At 29.3% G+C, this 19385-nt stretch carries 11 protein-coding genes and 4 tRNA genes; 3 read left to right on the plus strand and 12 right to left on the minus strand.

Annotated features, from left to right (window positions below):
• Positions 1–825: 825 nt before the first annotated feature.
• Positions 826–888: transfer RNA gene (locus Q0684_RS13060), tRNA-Arg, on the minus strand.
• A 57-nt stretch (positions 889–945) separates the two neighbouring features.
• On the opposite strand from Q0684_RS13060, the gene Q0684_RS13065 reads away from it, so the two are divergent.
• Complete coding sequence (locus tag Q0684_RS13065) at positions 946–2007, plus strand: tyrosine-type recombinase/integrase (protein WP_299017654.1); 1062 nt, start codon at positions 946–948, stop codon at positions 2005–2007.
• Positions 2008–2060: 53 nt separating this feature from the next.
• On the opposite strand, the gene Q0684_RS13070 is transcribed toward Q0684_RS13065, so the two are convergent.
• The 3 genes from Q0684_RS13070 to Q0684_RS13080 all read right to left on the minus strand — a co-directional run bounded on the left by Q0684_RS13070 (position 2061) and on the right by Q0684_RS13080 (position 4965).
• Positions 2061–4010 carry a fibrobacter succinogenes major paralogous domain-containing protein gene (locus tag Q0684_RS13070; protein ID WP_299017657.1) on the minus strand — a complete coding sequence of 650 codons (1950 nt, stop codon included), beginning with the start codon at positions 4008–4010 and terminating at the stop codon, positions 2061–2063.
• Positions 4007–4483, minus strand: coding sequence for a T9SS type A sorting domain-containing protein (locus tag Q0684_RS13075; protein ID WP_299017660.1), 477 nt, complete (start codon positions 4481–4483; stop codon positions 4007–4009). Before Q0684_RS13075 ends, Q0684_RS13070 begins: the two co-directional genes overlap by 4 nt.
• Before the next feature lie 83 nt (positions 4484–4566).
• Positions 4567–4965 carry a hypothetical protein gene (locus tag Q0684_RS13080; protein ID WP_299017663.1) on the minus strand — a complete coding sequence of 133 codons (399 nt, stop codon included), beginning with the start codon at positions 4963–4965 and terminating at the stop codon, positions 4567–4569.
• A 251-nt stretch (positions 4966–5216) separates the two neighbouring features.
• On the opposite strand from Q0684_RS13080, the gene Q0684_RS13085 reads away from it, so the two are divergent.
• Complete coding sequence (locus Q0684_RS13085; RefSeq protein ID WP_299017666.1) at positions 5217–5753, plus strand: hypothetical protein; 537 nt, start codon at positions 5217–5219, stop codon at positions 5751–5753.
• 121 nt (positions 5754–5874) lie between these two features.
• On the plus strand, positions 5875–7896 hold the full coding sequence (locus Q0684_RS13090) for a hypothetical protein (RefSeq protein ID WP_299017669.1): 2022 nt from the start codon (positions 5875–5877) through the stop codon (positions 7894–7896).
• Positions 7897–8309: 413 nt separating this feature from the next.
• On the opposite strand, the gene Q0684_RS13095 is transcribed toward Q0684_RS13090, so the two are convergent.
• The 8 genes from Q0684_RS13095 to Q0684_RS13130 form a co-directional block, all read right to left on the minus strand.
• Positions 8310–8588 (minus strand): hypothetical protein, encoded by a 279-nt coding sequence (locus tag Q0684_RS13095; protein ID WP_299017672.1) that lies wholly within the window; start codon positions 8586–8588, stop codon positions 8310–8312.
• A gap of 550 nt (positions 8589–9138) precedes the next feature.
• Positions 9139–12375 carry a DEAD/DEAH box helicase family protein gene (locus Q0684_RS13100; protein WP_299017675.1) on the minus strand — a complete coding sequence of 1079 codons (3237 nt, stop codon included), beginning with the start codon at positions 12373–12375 and terminating at the stop codon, positions 9139–9141.
• 17 nt (positions 12376–12392) lie between these two features.
• On the minus strand, positions 12393–15449 hold the full coding sequence (locus tag Q0684_RS13105; RefSeq protein WP_299017678.1) for a DNA methyltransferase: 3057 nt from the start codon (positions 15447–15449) through the stop codon (positions 12393–12395).
• 29 nt (positions 15450–15478) lie between these two features.
• On the minus strand, positions 15479–15655 hold the full coding sequence (locus Q0684_RS13110; RefSeq protein WP_299017681.1) for a hypothetical protein: 177 nt from the start codon (positions 15653–15655) through the stop codon (positions 15479–15481).
• Positions 15656–15666: 11 nt separating this feature from the next.
• Positions 15667–18561 carry an SNF2-related protein gene (locus Q0684_RS13115; RefSeq protein ID WP_299017684.1) on the minus strand — a complete coding sequence of 965 codons (2895 nt, stop codon included), beginning with the start codon at positions 18559–18561 and terminating at the stop codon, positions 15667–15669.
• Between the two features lie 518 nt (positions 18562–19079).
• A tRNA-Arg gene (locus tag Q0684_RS13120) sits at positions 19080–19153 on the minus strand.
• A 30-nt stretch (positions 19154–19183) separates the two neighbouring features.
• Positions 19184–19258, minus strand: a tRNA-Pro gene (locus Q0684_RS13125).
• A gap of 19 nt (positions 19259–19277) precedes the next feature.
• A tRNA-Ser gene (locus tag Q0684_RS13130) sits at positions 19278–19361 on the minus strand.
• Positions 19362–19385 lie beyond the last annotated feature (24 nt).

Below are 19385 nucleotides of genomic sequence, written 5' to 3' on the forward strand. Positions count from 1 at the left end.
ATATATATATAATATGTTAAAGTTTAATAACCTATTTTTCTTTTTAAATATTTTTTTTTGGAAAAAGTAGGCTACTTAATTTACTAATTTGAATGCACCAAACATTAAACATTTTTAAGAAATTACACCTTTAAAACCATTCGCTTTGGCTATCAACACTTTTAGAACTAAAGAGATAGCATTCTTACAATTATTGTTGCTACTCAAAAAACATATCTAAGATACCTTTTTAAAAAACTATAAGGAACTTCTATAAAGGACAAATTAATATTTAAAACCACTAAAAGATGATCCCTTTCCGAAAGGAATTATTATAAATCGTAAAAAAACTTACATCGAAAAGAAATTTTAGTTAGAAAGTGAGTGTAAAATAAAGCATATGTATTTATAGAATTTAACAAACTAAAAAAGTTAATGAAGAAGATAAAACTTTATCATGTAAACATAAAGTTTGCCATTCAAAAGGTGTTTCTAGGAATGCTTTTTAAAGAAAACAAAATCGCCAAATAAAAAAAGCAGTTGCAGATTTAATAGCTTTTTATGATAAAGTAGTAAAAAACACAAAACTTCTCCTTGAAATTAGAACAAAGGGAAACTATAAATTAATTTCTCTCTAATGTTAAGCGCACAAAGGGAATTGTTAAAAACAAAAAACGGAAAATCAATTCAAATGAATCAATTCTCCGTTAGAGTGAGCCCTGCAGTTGAATCTTCAAACTTTTTAAACGACCTAAATCGTATTTTATCTTTCAAATTTTGACTAGTTAAATTTGGTACAAAAAAAAATCCCAAGAATAAAAAATTATTCTTGGGAATAAATAGTGAGCCCTGAAGGATTCGAACCTTCGACCGCCTCCTTAGAAGGGAGGTGCTCTATCCAGCTGAGCTACTAATTACCAGTCACTTAACCATTAATTAATATTTAATGTGTCAAAAGTGTGCCAAATGAAAGTAATTTATCCAAGAGTAAAGATTAATTCTTCAAGTAGAGTTTACGTAGTATTTTATCAAAACAACAAACGCTATAGATTGTTTAATGGTTCTAAGATTAATTCTGAAATCTACCCTAACTCCTATCCTATTTCTAAACGAATTGAAATGGGGAACCTTTTAGCATCAGAAGTATATAAATTTTTGATAAGTGGTTTAACTCTAGAACAGATTAAAGTATCCAATCTTATAAAGTCTAATATGACAGATAAGGATTACTTAACAGTAGCGTTAGAAAACAAACTAAAAGAAAACTATACCAAAAAATATAAAGAAATGTTACAGTTTATTTTTAACAGACTTATTGATGAACTGAATGACTCCCCTATTCAACCTCTGCATATAGAGACAGTATTAAATAAATACAATTCAGAAAGTTCCTACAACACCTATAGATTGAGGTTATGCTCATTGATAAATGAAGCAAGAAAAATAGGTATGACTTCCAATCCAATGCAAAGAATAAAGTCAAAAAGAACAAAAGCTCAAATGCACAAACCCTTTAAAAATGTCAATGTAATACTTGAAGCTATTAAAGCATATAATAAACATCTATACCTATGCTGTTTAATGACCTATGGATGCCTTTTAAGGCCTCATAGAGAAATAAGAGAACTTACTTGGTCAGACTTTTCAGATGACCTCAAATACATTCATTTGTCTGGTAGTAGAAATAAATCTGGTAGGAATAGAATTGTTCCTGTACCAAAGTATGTTAGAGATATTCTTGTAAAAGGAGAACGGCATCATAATATCTTTTCAGGTAAACCCAAACCTTTAAATAAAGACTATTTTAAAACCCTTTGGAGCCGTTTTAAGAGACAATCAAACATACTTGAACAAGGACAAACCCTATACTCTTTTAGGCACTCAGGAGCTATAGAGATCTTTAAAAGAACTGGTTCTATAACCAAGCTACAGAAAGCTATGGGACATTCTTCTATAAATGTTAGTTTAACCTACTTGAGGGGTCTAGAAATAGCTGAATTGAAGGAGGAGGATATGCCTATTTTTTAATGAAAAAATTATGTAAACTATTGAAGGAGTAATAGTATGAAATTTAATTTTACTTAATTTTTAATACATCTTATACAAACACCTTTATCACCATATGAAAATTCTTTTAGAGAATATTTAGGATTACTTTTTTCAAATGCTACTTTATAATTTGAAAGCCATAAAGAGGTACTTTGACCAAAATTATACCAAACACCGTCAGCACTAATAGCTCCATATAACTTTAAATTAAAGCCATTTGGTACTCCTTCTAATTGCCATTCGTAAATACTAGACATTAAATTTCTTACTGGAGCATCCGCATAATCTAAATTACTAATTAGTATTTCCCAATCGTTTAATGTTGGAATCCTCCAACCTTGTGGGCAAATATTATAGTTAGCATTAACAACAGTACTATTATAGTAAACCCCACCTTCTATGCTAGAATATAAACTATTATTTACATTATCATTTGAATACCAAAATTGACTTGAAGTTGATTGTGTTAAATTTGTACCATCATTAAAGCGAGTTACTTTTAAATTTTCTGCCATCCATACTTGATTCCCTAGAGTTACTGTATTATAAGTATTTTGATCAATATCAGTAACACTTCCATAATTAAAAGGTGTTGTAAATTGAAGATTATCAGTATGTATGCCATATGCAATAATCCCTTCTTCATTTTTTGCAAATGCTCTGTAAAAATAATTAACATTTGGTGATAATTGACTGAAATTTGCATTAAACTCACCAGTCCCTGTCCCACTTGTAACTATCTGTCTTGGAAGATTACTAGCAAGATTTAAACCCTGATAATATTCGCTAACAATAACACCTCTTTCAATAATAGCAAGACTTCCATCATTATTAACACTGTTACCAATTATTTCTACGCCATTAAAAGTCAAATTTGTATGCTGACCATTTGTAACAGTGAGATCATCTGTTAATGTTTCAAAGGAAATAATTTCACCATATGCTACCCCTACGCTATTTTCTGCAAAAGCTCTAACATAATAAATTGTTCCCGGAGTTAAATTTTCTATTGATAGTACACCATCTCCTTCAATAATATTATTATTACCATTTACAGAAAGTAACTGTTGGTTTCTACTATAAATAATACCAGATCTAACAATATCTGATCCTAAATTTGTAATTTCTAAACCTGAATTTACAGAATAATAAGATATTTCTAAAACTGGTTTTGTTATTACTGTTGGTAATACATCACTTGTTGTGAAATTAAATGTATTTCCATAAAAAGATCCAAAACTATTGGTTGCGTATGCTCTATAAAAGTAATTAGTTAAAGGTGTTAAATCTGAAATACTACTAGTAAAACTTGAAGCTCCTGGCCCCTCATTTGTTTTAGTAATTAAATCTACACTAGGATTGGGGTCTTCACTCCAAACAACACCTTTAGCCGTTATACTTGCACCACCATCTGAACCAATATCACCTCCAGAAATTCCACCATCACTATTAATTTGGTAAATCTCAACTGTTGTAATTTCTATTTGATTAACGTTACTATTATTACTTGTAACAGACCAATTTACCCCATCCCAAACTAAAATATCTCCAGCATTAATACCATCAGGAATACTAGCTGATGTATTACCACTATTTGCAGCATACAAAGCGTATGGAACACTTAAAAGTTGTGTGGTTCCCATAGCAACATAACCATTTCCGGTATCTAATTCAATACCTAAATAATAACTCCCCAATGACCAGTCTAATTCTGAAAATACTCCATTATTGGCAGTCCCTTGTCCAATCACAAGGTTAACCTGCCCTAAATCATCTGTTGGCACGTAGTGCGTTTCTGTGTATATTGGCACTGCTGTTTGAGAGCCCTGAATGATGTTAAACTTAAAATAAACATTAGTATTTACAACTAAATCACCTGAACTATTTCTTACTGTGGCTTGGTAATTAAACCCCTGTGGAGCTTGGGCATTTAGGCTAAGTCCTAAAAAAAGAACTATTATAATGAATAGATAGTTTTTCATTGCTTAATAATTTTATAGGTATTAGTTTGTTTATCTTCTGTTGTTACGTTTACAAGGTAAATACCTTTTGAATAATTTTCTATATTAATAGGTTCTCCTTTCACCACCTCTTTTTGTAGTAATACTTTTCCTGTTAAATCAGAGATAAATACTTTAAAATAATTACTACTAGGGTGGGATATGAAAATTAATTCTTTAATTGGGTTTGGATAAACCTTTACTAAAAGATTTGTTGTTGGAGTTTTTATACTTAAAACGTTAAGATTAAAAGAGGGATAGTAACCATTACCTAATTGAAAACTACCGTCTTCAGAAGTCATACCTCCAACCACAATCTCCCCAGCAGTATAACTCAACTTTATGTTACTATTTGAAAGAGACCCTCCTAGTGGTGCTAAAACCTGCTTGGAAATAGACTGAGCAGATATTTCAAAAGAAGCAAGGATTAAAAATAAGTAGAGTATATTCTTCACAAGATTTTTTTCAAATATAATAAATGTTAGTTTAACCTATTTACGAGGTTTAGAAATAGCTGAACTAAAAGAAGAAGATATGCCTATTGTTTGACAAGTGTAACGTTAACATTATTTGAACCATTAACATTTAGCCATTTTATTGAATTTTCAGATACTTTTTCAAATTCATAACGATATTCACTACCTGCAATAGTAGTAATTGTTAAATATCTTGTATTAGATATTTCTTCATATACATTAAAATCAGTTACTTGACTATAAGTTTGCTCGTAGCAAGTGGTAACATTTCCAGAGGCTAAACAAAAATCACTATCTCTAAATTCAAATCCTGAAGTTACTGGAACATTTGGAATTATCCAAACTCCCTGAATCCAGCTAGGTGGATTATAATTGTTGTCTGACATTGCACTCTCACTATCATCACTACTGGTACATGAAAATAATATAGCTAAACTAAACAATAAGATTATTTTTTTCATAATATTTTTTTTTCAAATATAATATTTTTATTTGAATTTGAATTTGAATAAATGTACTGTAAAACCTGAAATAGAGTATATTAAATTAACAATTATAGCTATATAAATATATATAGAAGTGAAATTTTTATTTTTTAACTTTACCTAATAAAATTGTTTCTTAGTGATTCCCATAGAGGGGGACATACGCTTTTAATATGTATATGGGGAGTTGTAAAAGGACACCCAACTTAAACTTAACACACAATAAAATGAAACACCTTTTTCATAGTATATGCCTTCTTTCTGATAACAAAAGTTTTGCTTTAGAATGCTGGAATCTTACAGAGGATAACCTTTGGCTATTAGCTCATTTTGGACATTTAGAAATAATTTCTAAAAAAATAATATATTTAAAATTGCCAAGAAAATTAGAAGGCTCTATAGATAAAAGTAAAATGCATGTGCTTAGAAAAAACACAAACAATACTTTAGACCTATTAGAATATCTTACAACCAGAAAAATTTATATTTATAGCATAGAGATTGAATTTAAAAATAAAACTAGAATAAAGCTTTCTAGCAATTTGTATTTTAATATAAATACAAACACTATAGAGGAAAGAAATAGATTAATAGACTTGTTTATGATTGTTTCTGGAATACCAAAGTTTGATATAAATATTTTAAAACCAAATTACCACTATTATTTAGAATATAAAGTAGCCCCTATAGAAAATGGTTTAGCTATGCCAAATGAGTTTTGGAGCCAAGAAAATAGAGTAGCTTGGTCAAAAGTTAGTTTTTAATTTATGGTTATAGCTATATACTATAATAGCCATCTTTAGTTGATGGGAGTTTTTTAGGTCTCAATAGCTTTAAGATGATAATATTAAAGATTTTGATATATTTAACTCAAAATAAATCAAGATGGATATCAAAAACGACAGTCTTATTGTATCTATAAGTAAAAGTAAATTAATAATTAAAAATACTTTCAATAATAAACCCACGAAACTAGGCCACGTATTAAACAGTTTGCCCTCTGGGATTATTGATAAGTCTATTACAGGGCTTGGTGGTACAACTTTAGAGCTTGATTGTAAACGTAACTCTATTATAGTAGAGCCTTTAAAATTTACAGCTGAATCTAAAGCTAAGAAACCATCTTTTATTAATGAATACCAAGTTTTCTTTTTTGGAGCTACTAAAAAGAAAAAACAAGAGATAAAGGGGTTTTCTACTAAGAATTTTGAAATTAGTAGTAACACTAATGATATGTTTGACAAATACTTAGATAAGTGTAAAAAACATAAACAACCTATTAAAATTACTTGTGTTTCAGATCAGCTTGCAATTCTGCGTAACTATTTAAAAGAAACTAAAAAGAAGGATTTCAAAGGTTTTCATCTTTTATTAGATGAAATAGATAGTATGCAAGAGCAAAGCTCATTTAGAAATGTAATGCATGATTGTATGAAAATTTACAAAGAACATCCAAAAGAAAAAAGAAGTCTATTATCAGCAACCATTTCAAAATTTCATGATCCTGACTTAAAAAATGAACCATTCATAAAAATAAAGTATGAAAATCAAGTTAAAACTCATTTAGATTTATTAGTTACAAATAATGTAGTAACAAGAACTATTAAAACTATAAGCGAATTGATAAATGGTAATGATGATAAAAAAATATTAGTTGCATACAATCATTTAAAGGGAATAGAAGATATTATTAAAGAACTAGAGAGCGCCTCTGTATCAAAAAATGACATAGCAATACTTTATAGCTCTTCTAAAAAAAAGCCAATAAATGGTTATGAGAGATCAGAAATCATAGATACTTCATTGCCTAAAAAAATAAATTTTATCACCGCTGCATATTTTAATGGATTTGATTTACAAGATGACGCACATGTCATAATTGCAGTAGATGCAAAAGTCCGTTCACTAGCCATCAGTTCTAAGACAGTTTATCAAATATGTGGTAGATTGAGAAAAGGAGCAGCTTCTATTAAAGTAATTGGGAGATTTAAAAGTATCCCATACACTACGTATGGTTTTAGTGATTTAAAAAAAGCTTTTCCTATTTTAGAGAGATTTATTTGTGTTAGTCAGGAAGCTAAAAATTCTGAAATTTCATATTTGCAAGATTTTGGTCAAGTATTATCTAAATGGATATTAAATAAAAATGATAAATATGAATCAATAATAGCCGAAAGTGATACAGGTTTAGAAATTAGTTATATAAAAATAGATAATGTTTTAGTTAAAAAAGAAACATATATTTCACTTGAATCATTCCAAAAATATAGAAATGCATTGAACACAAATTTTATAATTGATAAAATAGAAAATTATAAAGATGAACCTGAGAAAGAGGAGGCTGAAACTACTTATCAAATTTTAGAGCTAGTTAAAGAGCTAAGTTCAAATAGAATCATAAAGGAAATAAAAGATAACACAAGTTATAGTGGTAAAATTGCTAAACAAACCATACGTACTTATGAGCTAGCAAAAGGTTGTAATATTTTAATTGAAAAAAAAGTGCTAGTAAAAATTAGGAAGATATTAACAATGAATAATTGGGAGAAAGAGCTGAAGTATCTTAATTATCATGTTGAGTTTCACAATTTCATCACAGCTGACAATAATCTTACATACAACAATCAGCTTTCTATTTATTTCAAATCACCAAAAAAACTCACCATAGCTGAGTTTAATAAGAAAATTAAGAATATTGTTAGACACCTAAAGGAAGTTACCAAAAAAGAGAATAAGAGCATAGTAAAAGCTGTGAAAAATGTATCTGGTTCTTCAAATTTCACCAAGTCTCTCTTAAAGGTAAGTGACACAAAAGATAAGAATATAAGATATAGAAAAGTGAATAGTTTTAATCTATTTGGCATAATTGATCTAAAAAAAAGCAGTATTCTTAAATTTAGAAAATAAAATTTATTTAGCTAATCACACTTTAAAAACAAACACCTAAACTCCTTAAATACAGTTTTTTATAATTATATTAATAAAATATCTGGTACAAAAAATAAATAAATTTACTAATAAATAATGTTGTCTTATTTGTACCAGCCATGGTAGTATCACAGGAGGAATAAATGAACTATGAGTATTGATATCTATCTATTTTTTTATGGCTTTAGTTATTAAATCGTAACCAAGAACATTCACTAAACATCAAAAAAATATTTTTATTTTATTTAAACAATAATTATAATTAGATTTTAACAATATTTGATTGACAATGTAACCTTCAAAAAAACTGAAAAATAAATAAATAAATAAAACCAACCTTCCAATTAAGAAAGATTGGTTAAATATCAAATTAATTCACTAATTATATCGGGTTAATCTTTAATACAACGAACAGAACTTCCTCTTGCTCTTACGTCAAAACCAGAGTTATTAATATTAACATTAGTACTGGTAAAATCTAAACTATTTGCTCCATTATCACTTGGCGAGCTACTCCAATAAATGCCTATAATACCAACATTGCTTTCTGTATAGACATAATCATTACGGCTACCTCTCATTGTTAATTTAAGAGGAGATGCATAAGCACCAGCCGCATCATTACTACTCCAACTTTGGTATTCTTCTGTCCATTCAGCAATTGTAGGCAAACGATAACCTTGTGGGCAAGGACAATTTAGTCCATCTACACCTTGCCATAAATTATCGTTTTGAGAAATACACTATGGAAGCTGTTGAATGAGGTTCATCATTGTTTTTTAGACATATATTTTCACCTATAGACATATTTACAGATATCCAAATTAGTAATGCTAGATCTACATCTTTAATTCCTGACTCAATTAAATCTATTATTTTCTTACTATTTATGATATTGTAAAAAGGATAGCTTAGAGATATTTTACCGGTCTCAGTTTCTTTAATAAAACTGAATTTGATATATTAAAAGTCTCCCCGGTTTCTGTATCAGCTATTTTATTTCCAGAAATATTTAATTGAGTATAATTGTATAAAACTTTGATATCCCCATAGATTTGAATAAATATATTCATATAACTTTACAAAAATGAATAAAAGAATACAAATTTAAATTTTAACATTTTGATTACTAGCTAATTATTATTATATTCTTTTAATAATAGTAAATTATTTTACAATTTCTATATTTGGTACAAAAGTTCTTTCAAATTTCTATTATTTTTATTCAATTAGCCCTTTTTCTAATACTTTTTCTATGTAGGTATGTTTATCTTCATCTTGAAAATAAACATTGGCATTATGATAATGTTCAATAGTTTCATCATCAGACCTTCTATATTGCATATTCTTGAAAGAAGTGTTAGAAATAATAAAGGAATTTAAGAAGGTTTTTTTATCGTCTAATTTAGCTTGAAACTCCTCTTTTATAGTTTTATGTAATCTTACTTTAGGGTGATTCCAAACATCTTCTAGCATATAAATTCCTTTTGGGTCTACAAAACTTAGATATTGTTTATCTCCTACAATTTGCCATAACATAAAATCAGGATAGAAATTCTTAGTTTCAGTTAGAAAACCAATACCAGTTTTGCTTTGATTTCTAAGTAGATATACTTTTTTGTCATTGAAATAACTCTTATTAGCATTATAGTACTGCTTCAAATCATCTACAAAGTCCTTTTCTCCTTCATTTAACTGTACAGGAGAAACTTTCACAATATCCTTATATATCTTGTCATTCATATAGAGTAAAGGATAATAAAGATGGTTTCCATAGTCAAAACCTACAAAAGAGCCTCTGTTTAATTCAAAGTCTTGTTGGAGCATATCATCTTTCTTAACAAGCTCTTTAAACTCTAAAACATTTCTAATAATATCTGTTTCATTTTCTTCAACAGAAATACTATATTCTTCTGTAAAATTAGGATGACTTTCTTCAAGAATATCAACTTCAATATGTCTTGCTAAGTATTTGTTTTTAATGCTTAAGTAAAATTTTTCAGTATAGTTTTTAAGTAGTGCAATCACTAACTCTTCCCATATAAATACTCTATTAAAACTTGATGGCTCTAAGTCTGATGTTGGTATTGAAATCTGATACCAAGTATCATCATTCATTATTTCCTGAAGGTTTTCTTTTGTGACTGATAAGTTATACCAACTTCTTTCATTTTTATATTTCTGAATTTCAAAAAAGACTTTATCCCAATCAATAAAGGCTAAATTATGAGGCTTTAACGTTAATCCTACATCTTTACCATCTACCACATTAGTAGTTGATTGGTTACTACTAATCATTTGAATTTTTGGGTACCAATCTAACTTAATATCTAAATACCTTGAATTCTCTGTAATTTCTAAAACTGTTATATTTTCTTTTTTGTAGTTTTCAGCTACACCTTCTTTTGTTTTGATTATTTTTAAACTATCTCTAGTTTTAGAATACCTGTTTATAGTTGGTATTGTTATGGTTTTAAAATTACCTTCATTTGTTGGTAACCCTTCTTCTTCAAGGTATTCTTTAAACTGCTGCATATAATCAGCTTTAATACCAAATATGTTTAAGGTCTCTAGTGTAGGTATGTATTTAGGTGTTTTTTCTTTTGGTCTTTGATAATCATCTAATCTAGAACTACGTTTTAAACTCATGTTAAAACCTTTTAAACGTACACCTCTACCAAATAATTGAATTATCTGACTTCCTTCTCCTTTACCAATATTCATCAATCCCATGGTGCTTACTCTCCATGAAGACCAACCTTCAGTAAATTTTTTAGAACCAATTAATAAATTTATGTTACTATCTTTTTCATTGATATTATGAAATAGACTTTTTGAAAATTCTTTCTCCATACCCAATATACCAACTGCCATACATAGTTTATGAAGTTTAGCTTCATCCCCTACATTTATAACACCAAAATATTGGTCTGTATCTCCAATTCTTAAACCAAGTTCTCCATCTGCACCTTTTAGGTTGTCTAGGTGTACATTGGCACCAACAAGACTTGTGTTAAATACTTTTTGAAGTATATCAGTATAAAGTAAATCTGATTCAATTTTATTTTCCTTTAGGTAATCAAAAGAATTTGAAAATATAGATGCTCCATTCTCATCATTTAAACCTGCATTACCAGTTAAAATTTGATTGATATGATTTTTAGAATTACTTGGGTCTTTTATAAAATCTGAAATGAATTTAACAATGGTAATTACATCAGATAGCTCTAACTTCTTTTTGTTTCCAAACTCATCTGTTATGGTCTTGCTACTTACAGAGTTCACTTTTCCTCCAACAAATATCCATAATGGTTTTGCTAGTTTGTAAACATCCATTTTAGATGAATTTTGATTGTATACTAACTGTTGCTGGTAATAACCAAGTAAACACGCTGTTAAATACTTTCTTAAATACTCGTCATTAGTATCATCCTTTATGTTTAGAATCTTATAATCTTTACCATATCCATCTTTATAAAAATACTTGTAGCTATAATCAAATAGAATAGCCTTACTGTACTCTTTAAATAAGATTTCTTTTTTCTTTCCTGAAGCTGCACTTATGGCTTGACCAAATGTTGCAGAATACTCAAAAGCAAAACCGTTTTCACTTAATAGGTCTCTTCTTTTTTTCCATTCATCACCACTAGCTCCTCTATGTCCTTCATCAACAAGAACAAGGTTGTTTTTTTCAAAAGCGTCTACAGCTACAGTTTTATCTCCACTATCTTCTGCTAGTTTACTTATTTCTATAATCTCAACCATTTCCCCAGAAAATAAAGCTCCTGAAGACTTGCTAAATATTTCTGCTTTTATGTTAGAGGCTGCAAACTCATTTAAATGCTGATTAGATAAACCTTCATTAGGCGTAACCAATAATACTTTGTTAAAGTCTTTTTTGCCATACTTTTTAGCATAGTGCAAATACTGTTTAATGTTTACATGAAGTAACAATGTTTTACCACTTCCTGTAGCAGACCAAATTGCTATTTTACTTAATTCATCTACAGTAAAATAGTCTGATACATAATTATACTCATTAGGGACACTATTGTCTAAAGGGTCATTAAAAGCATCTACAAACTGATTTAACTCTGCCAATAATAAGTTAGGATTAGCAAAATATTTATCGAGATAAATTTCTATAAACAGTAGTGTTATGTATTGGAAATATTTCCATTTAAAAACGCCTTCTCTATATTCTGAAATTGCTAATGTATGACTTACAATATTTTGGTCATACGCAAATAGTAAGTCTTTGTTTAGTTTTTCGCTATTTAATAATCTCATTTTTAAAGCATGATGAAACTTAGTAACATTGTTTTCATCATACCCTTCTAAATGAGAATCTTTAAGGTATTGTGCCATACCTTCAAAATCTGAACATCCAAATAAGCTTAGCAAGTATCTGTTTAATACCAAACCTTGACTCAGCTTTATTATTTTCTTTTTAGCCATGTTATTGTTTGGTTATATTAAACATCTTGTACATCAAACATTCTTTTGGTAAATTCTTCTTCTATGAGTACTACTTTCCATTTTTCGTCACCAATTTTTAGGTTTTCTAAATGATTATCTCCGTTTACATAAATTCTATCAAACTCTGTATCTCTTGTAGAAAACTCCATTTTAGAAAAGAAGTCATTTAAGTCTGCGTTACTTTTTTCTTCTGTGTTACGCCAAATCACTAAAGTTTCTTCTCCTCTTTCATTGGTAAGACCAGTAATTACCTTAAACCCTTTAATGGTTTGTATTGTTTTTACATGTAAGCCAATTAAATAGTTAAAGGTTTCTACTAAGTCAATTACAGTTTCTTGACTTTCATTATTTCTGGTAATGTTTAACTTGTAGTTAAAAGGATTTTTAAAAGCATCTATATTTAATAAGCTATCTCTAGATTCTACATCCAACATATAACTTAACAAATACTCATCATTAAAATTACTATTTGCAAGTAAATTAGATTGGTTAGTAGAAGCTTTTAAAGTTAAGTTATTTAGTGAGTCTTCATAACTTTCTATGTCTTGATATTTATACATATTGCTCATCCCTGAATAATCTACAGGTAAGCCTTTTGACCAATTATTAGAATAAGAAGTTTTTAATATTCTTGGTTTTGTAACAATATTAAAATATGTGCCCATTTCGACTAGTAAAAACTTTAGATTGCTTTTATTTTTTCTGTTTAAAATTTGGACAGCATGTCCTGTAGTTCCTGAACCAGCAAAAAAATCTATCACAAATGAGTTAGTGTCATCATGAGTAACTGTATCTATTACAGTCTCCATAGTATGTAATGATTTAGGATATGAGAAAAGTGATGAATCTGCAAAAATGTCTTTTAATAAGTTAGTCCCAAATGTTGTAGCACTAAATTTTGAATTAGTCCATATACTATCTACTAAAGACCTAGCTTGTTCATCAAAATATATACGAATTACTGAGAAATTTCTTGAACATTTCAGCATTTGATTTTCAATAGCATCTTTTGCTCCTTCATAACTCAAACTCCAAACTCTTTCAGAACCGTCACTTCCTATAGGATATATTCTTAAAAAATCATCTTTTGTCCGACCTTTAGGGTAATCATTTCCAATTGGGGGTTTTTCTACTCTAATTATTTTATATGATTCAGATTCTTCGTCAAATATTTTGTCATCAATGACTACTGCAAAAAAGCTATTTGGTCTTCCTGTCCTATAATTGTTTTCTCCTGTACCAGCCCTTCTAAATCCTCTTTCTCTAAACCCATCTCTAGTTACTTTCCCTCTTAAAACATCCTCTCCTTCTGGAACCATGAATAAATTATATTCATGTGTTCTAGTAATATTACTTCTCCCAGTTCCAGAACCTGGATAATGTTGGACAATGGCTTTTTTTAATTCGTAATTGTCAAACTCTTGACTCATTAACTTACTTAAATTGGCAACTTCAATGTCATCAATTGCAGCACTGAAAACACCAACTTCTTTTTTAAGTAGCATTTTACCTAACACCATTCTGTCTCTTAATAAACTAAGCCAAGAAGAATCTTTGTAATCATTTTTATACAAAATTGGTGTTGCATCTGTATTATAAGGAGGGTCTATATAAGCAAGATTAGCTTTTTCTTTATATTTTTTCTTTAAAAGGTTTAAAGCTTGGAAATTTTCAGAATTAATAAGCAATCCATTGGTTTGTTTTTCCAAATCATCAAATTCTGCCAATAGTTTTTCTTTAAATTCTTGTGAAAAGAATTTGGTGTCTAAAACAAGGTAAGGTTGGCTTTTTAAGAAGTCTATAGTTAAAGGCTCACTATAAGCTACCGTTAGTAAATCATCCTTTATTTCATGTATTTTAAAGAGCTCTTTCCATTCTTCTAACTGGTCATTATTAGCAGCTATTTCAGGATAATAACTTTCGGGTATCTTATCTAAAGTAATACAGTAGTTGGTACTAACTACAAACTTCTTTTTTAGCCATAATTTCTTTTGGAAATTTTCTAGCTGTGCTAAAAAGGTTATTATTTTTTGAGCAACTTGTTTTAATGCTTTTACTTTAGAAAGCTGTGCTGTAAAATCTTGCTCATTGTCTGTGTTTATATCATCTAGGTATAAGACTTCATTTTTAATGTAAAAGTCTAGCTCACGAGACAAAAATCCTCCAAGGTCTTTGTGTATAAAGTAATCAAAGGTATTTCTAGCAGAAAAGTCATTCAGGTGTTTTTCTAAGAGAGTACGCTTTTTATTTTTTTCAGTAGGTGCTAAAGCTAGTACATCATTAAATTCTGAAGGTAAGTTTGAAACAATGGTTGTTAAAGCTTCAACCATTAATTTATCTTGCTTCACCTTTTTATCATGTTGCTCATATGTAAAGTTTAAAGTAAGTGTGTTACCATCTTCTGAGACTTCAACAGCTTGCTCCTCGTATATTTTAAAACGTCTTTCCTTGCCAGACTGCTCTTTGTTGTTGTTCTGTTCTGTAGAGGCTTCTTTAAGCTCTATTTTCACAGATTTGTTACCTGCAATTTTAAAACCGTAGTTTTTTAAATACTCAGATGTTTTAATATAGTATTGGTCATGGTTTGCCCAATGTAATTTTACTTCTTCACCTTCATAAGGAATGGCATATACATCTTTTTTATAACGTCTTAAAGAAATAAAATCTCCATCTTTATAATAGCGTTTAAAAAAGTTGGCTAAGTGAGAATACACTTCTTGTTCTAAAGCATCTACAGAAGTTGAACTGGCTAGTTTGCTTTGTAATTCTTTTACTTTAGGCAATGTGTTTGGGTCTACACCTAAAGACTTGGCTTGTTCAATAGCTGTATTTAGTTCTTCTTGGATTTTAGTATTATTTCCAGAACTATTAGCAGCCAGTACTTCTTTAACTTGAGGTAATAAACGGTTATCAAGAAAATCTGTAATTTCCTCTCGCTTTTGATTCATGATTCTATAGATTCCAAAATCTAAATCTGCTTGGTCTAACTGAAAAACTTCTTTTAAAACGTTTTTAAGTTTCTGGTAGTTGGTGTTATTTATTTCTGTTGCCATATTTTTTAATGTGTGCTTGCTTATACCTTTTAACAATAATTTTTAAAAAATTCTGTTTTTTCTTTCATCCTATTAATCATACTTCCAATAGCGTGTCCAGTAGTTCCACCACCTTCTTTTTTCCAAATCTGTAAATATTCTTCTAATTCAATATTAAGATCTTCTAACTTTTGAATGATTAATTCTCTCTTTTGCCATCTCTTCATAATTTAAATTTTTAAACTAGATTCCATGTAATAGTCAAAATTGGAGTTTCTTTGATGGATTTTAACATCTTTTCTCTTATTTCATCTATCATGTTATCTCTTCTAACTTCTATTTCATCTTCTACATCAAATATTTCTTGACGTAGTTTCTTTTTTTGTTTCTCTAGTGACTTTAACTCTGTTTGAATTTTTAATAATTCATCAGTAGAGCTTGTTTTTTTAGAGTTTCTGTTTAGCTCTTTAATTTTAGATTTTACATCTCGTAATTCTTTCTCTGAAGCTATTATTCTGTCTTCAGCCCATTTGTGTAGCTTATCTACTTCTTGCTGAAAATAGTCAGTATCTTTTGCTTTAAGAGCTTCTAAAAGCAACTCTTTATGTGTGTTTCTATATTCAGAAAGTTTTGCCTTTTCAGATTCAGAAATCACACTATTTTTATTTTCAGAAATTACAGGCAGTTCTAAAATTCGTTTACAAATATCATTAGAAATCTCTTCTCCATCTTCAGTAAAACCTACAAATAATAAATTGTCTGTAACATCAAAAGAATTGACTTCAAAATTTTCAAGGTGTAAAACACCAGAATTACCAACAAGATGCTCTATAGAAGCTATATTAAGCTTAGTATTTGAGTAGTCAAAGGTCAATTCTGTAAAAGGTAATTCTTTACTTTTAAAATCTTGTATTAAGTGTTGAGCTATTGGGTGTCCTATTCTATAACGATGAATATCTTCTCTGTTTTTATGAATAGTGTATGGTCCAACAGGAATATTTTCTTTTAAAGGATTATTGTTAAGTACAAATGATAAGTTTTTTTTGTCAAAAGTAGCTTTGCCATTTAAACCTAGCTTTGTTACTTCCCATAACCATTGTTCATATTTAGAGACGTGATTTTTAGCTTCATCTAAACGAGTTTTTAGCTTGTCAATAACATCGGCATCAAAATTTTCTAGGAGCTTCTGTTGTGTAGATTTTATTTTATTATCAATCTGTTCTTCTAGTTCTTTTTGAAGACTATCAAAAGAGGATTCTATCTCACCTTTTGTTCTACAATTTTGGTAAATTTTTGCAATTCTTTTTTCAAAATCTACACCAGAACTAATACTACCTAAAACTTCATCAGAAGCTCCAAATACACCATTAAAAAGATTAAATTTTTGGTTTAACAGATCAAAGACTCTTTGGTCTGCTGCATTTTTAGTATTTAAAAAGTTAATAACAACAACATCATATTTTTGACCATATCTATGGCATCTACCAATACGCTGTTCAATACGCTGAGGATTCCAGGGTAAATCAAAGTTGACTAACATAGAACAAAACTGAAGATTAATACCTTCAGCAGCAGCTTCTGTAGCTAATAATATTTGGCTTTCATTAGATTTAAAATGATCTACAAGAGCAGCTCTAATATCAACAGGTTTAGAGCCAGTTATTTTATCAGAATTTTTGTTTTGCTCAAGCCAAGATTTGTAAATTAGTTTTGATTTCTCATCATTATTAGTACCATTGAACAAGGTAACTTTGTCCTTATATCCATTATTTTCTAGTAAGTTTAAAAGATAAGTTTGAGTTCTTCTTGATTCTGTAAAAATAATGGTTTTTTGATTAGCTCCAAGTTCTTTTAGCTTATCAAAACCTTTAGAAAGAGCAACTAAAAGTTTATCTCCTTTAGCATTATGCTCAATGGAACAAGCAAGCTCATGAAAAGCTTCTAGGTCTTTTAATTCATTTTTAATAGCTTCTATTTCTTCTTCGGATAAAATTTCAACAACATCTTCAATTTCATATTCAATATCAACTGGTGAAGTTTTATAGTCTTCTTGAATCTCATCAAACAAATCATAATCTTCTAGAATTTCAGAATCTAGTTTTTCAATTTGATTTTGATTTATTTCGTTTTCTGTAATTGTAGCTTTTAAGCGTTTAATTAAATTCTGTAGTGTACCAGAAATAGCAAAGCTAGAAGAAGCAAGTAGCTTTCTTAAAATAAGTGTCATTAAATGTCTTTGACTAGCTGGTAAGGCATATAATTCTTCTCTCTGAAGGTATTCTGTAACCATTTCATATAATGCATGCTCTTCATCAGAAGGAATAAACTGTTCTGTAATTGGAATACGGTTAGTATAGTTTATATACTCTTGAACTTGTCTTCTTAATGTTCTGTTACAGATAGGAGCAATTCTATCTTGTAAGTCTTCAAATTCAGTTTCATCTGCTCTTGAAAATTGAGTTCTAAAGCTTTTTAAATCACCAAAAATATTACTATCAATAAAGGATACTAGACCATACAGTTCTAGAATTGAATTCTGTAATGGAGTTGCAGTAAGCAACACCTTCTTTTTATCTTCAAGAGCTATTCTTAAAGTATTACCAATTTTATTAGTTGGTTTGTAAGAGTTTCTTAGATAATGAGCTTCATCAATAATTACTAAATCCCAAGAAGTTAACTGTACCCATTCCGCTTTGTTTCTAGCAAAGTGGTAAGAACAAATGACTATATTATTTTTATTGTCAAATGGGTTTTGTTTTCCTTTTTTTCTTGCTGCATTAAAAGATTTAGTTTCTAACACTTTTGAAGGTAAATAAAATTTATCTTCTAATTCTTGAGACCATTGTTTTCTTAAAGAAGATGGACTTATAATTAATATTCTTCGCTTGCCTTCAGCCCATTTCTGAGACAAAAGTATTCCAGCCTCTATTGTCTTTCCTAAACCAACTTCATCTGCTAATATTGCCCCTTTAGATAAAGGAGATTTAAAAGCAAATAGAGCAGCTTCTACTTGATGAGGATTCAGATCTACTTTTGCATCTAATAGAGTTGCTCCAAACTTTTCAGTTGAATCTGATGAACATCTTTTAGATAATTCATATGCGTAATATTTTGATTGATAATGATTAATCATATTCTTTTTAACTCCCTATAAGTTTCTACCATAAATTAATTTGTTTAACCTGTTATGAGCTAGTAGTTTTTTTCTAGTTAGTTTATGTTTTGTTTAAATTACTCAACATTGTGATTTTAATTATCCTGTGATTATGCAATAATTTTAGTAATACTTTTTTTATTAGAAATAAAATCTAAAGTAAAACAAATTATTGAGACATAGTATAACAGTAATAAAAAGTATAGAATATTAGAATATACTGCCAGTTTTACTGCCAGTTTTGTGGTTAAATCCAAAAATAACTAGTGATAAAATTACATAACAATCAACTATAGAAACAATAAATATTAATCCATATCACAAATAAATGTGTCTCAAATGTGTGTCAAATGTGTGTCAAAATTATAATTATTTAAAAATAAAAACTTAAATTTACAATGCGTTAAGTGATAACAATAGAAGTATTGGATTGTTGTAAACCCTTATTAATAAAAGGATATAAACAAAAAACCACCACATTCCTGTGATGGTTTAAGTGAGCCCTGAAGGATTCGAACCTTCGACCGCCTCCTTAGAAGGGAGGTGCTCTATCCAGCTGAGCTAAGAGCCCGTAATTTTTAAGTTGTTACGACCAACTATGTCGGGGTGGCAGGATTCGAACCTGCGACCTCCTCGTCCCAAACGAGGCGCGATGACCGGGCTACGCTACACCCCGAGTTTTTTTTTATTTATTGCGGAGAGACAGGGACTCGAACCCTGGCGACAGTTACCCGTCGACAGATTAGCAATCTGCTCCATTACCACTCTGGCACCTCTCCTTTTTAATGAACTTTCGGCACTTA

The organism is uncultured Polaribacter sp., from assembly GCF_947503875.1.
Taxonomy (GTDB): domain Bacteria; phylum Bacteroidota; class Bacteroidia; order Flavobacteriales; family Flavobacteriaceae; genus Polaribacter.

Bases quoted from the DNA above. Each gene is read 5' to 3' on its own strand.
- Q0684_RS13065 (WP_299017654.1), top strand. From the start codon at position 946: ATGAAAGTAATTTATCCAAGAGTAAAGATTAATTCTTCAAGTAGAGTT.
- Q0684_RS13070 (WP_299017657.1), bottom strand. From the start codon at position 4,010: ATGAAAAACTATCTATTCATTATAATAGTTCTTTTTTTAGGACTTAGC.
- Q0684_RS13080 (WP_299017663.1), bottom strand. From the start codon at position 4,965: ATGAAAAAAATAATCTTATTGTTTAGTTTAGCTATATTATTTTCATGT.
- Q0684_RS13085 (WP_299017666.1), top strand. From the start codon at position 5,217: ATGAAACACCTTTTTCATAGTATATGCCTTCTTTCTGATAACAAAAGT.
- Q0684_RS13090 (WP_299017669.1), top strand. From the start codon at position 5,875: ATGGATATCAAAAACGACAGTCTTATTGTATCTATAAGTAAAAGTAAA.
- Q0684_RS13100 (WP_299017675.1), bottom strand. From the start codon at position 12,375: ATGGCTAAAAAGAAAATAATAAAGCTGAGTCAAGGTTTGGTATTAAAC.
- Q0684_RS13105 (WP_299017678.1), bottom strand. From the start codon at position 15,449: ATGGCAACAGAAATAAATAACACCAACTACCAGAAACTTAAAAACGTT.
- Q0684_RS13110 (WP_299017681.1), bottom strand. From the start codon at position 15,655: ATGAAGAGATGGCAAAAGAGAGAATTAATCATTCAAAAGTTAGAAGAT.
- Q0684_RS13115 (WP_299017684.1), bottom strand. From the start codon at position 18,561: ATGATTAATCATTATCAATCAAAATATTACGCATATGAATTATCTAAA.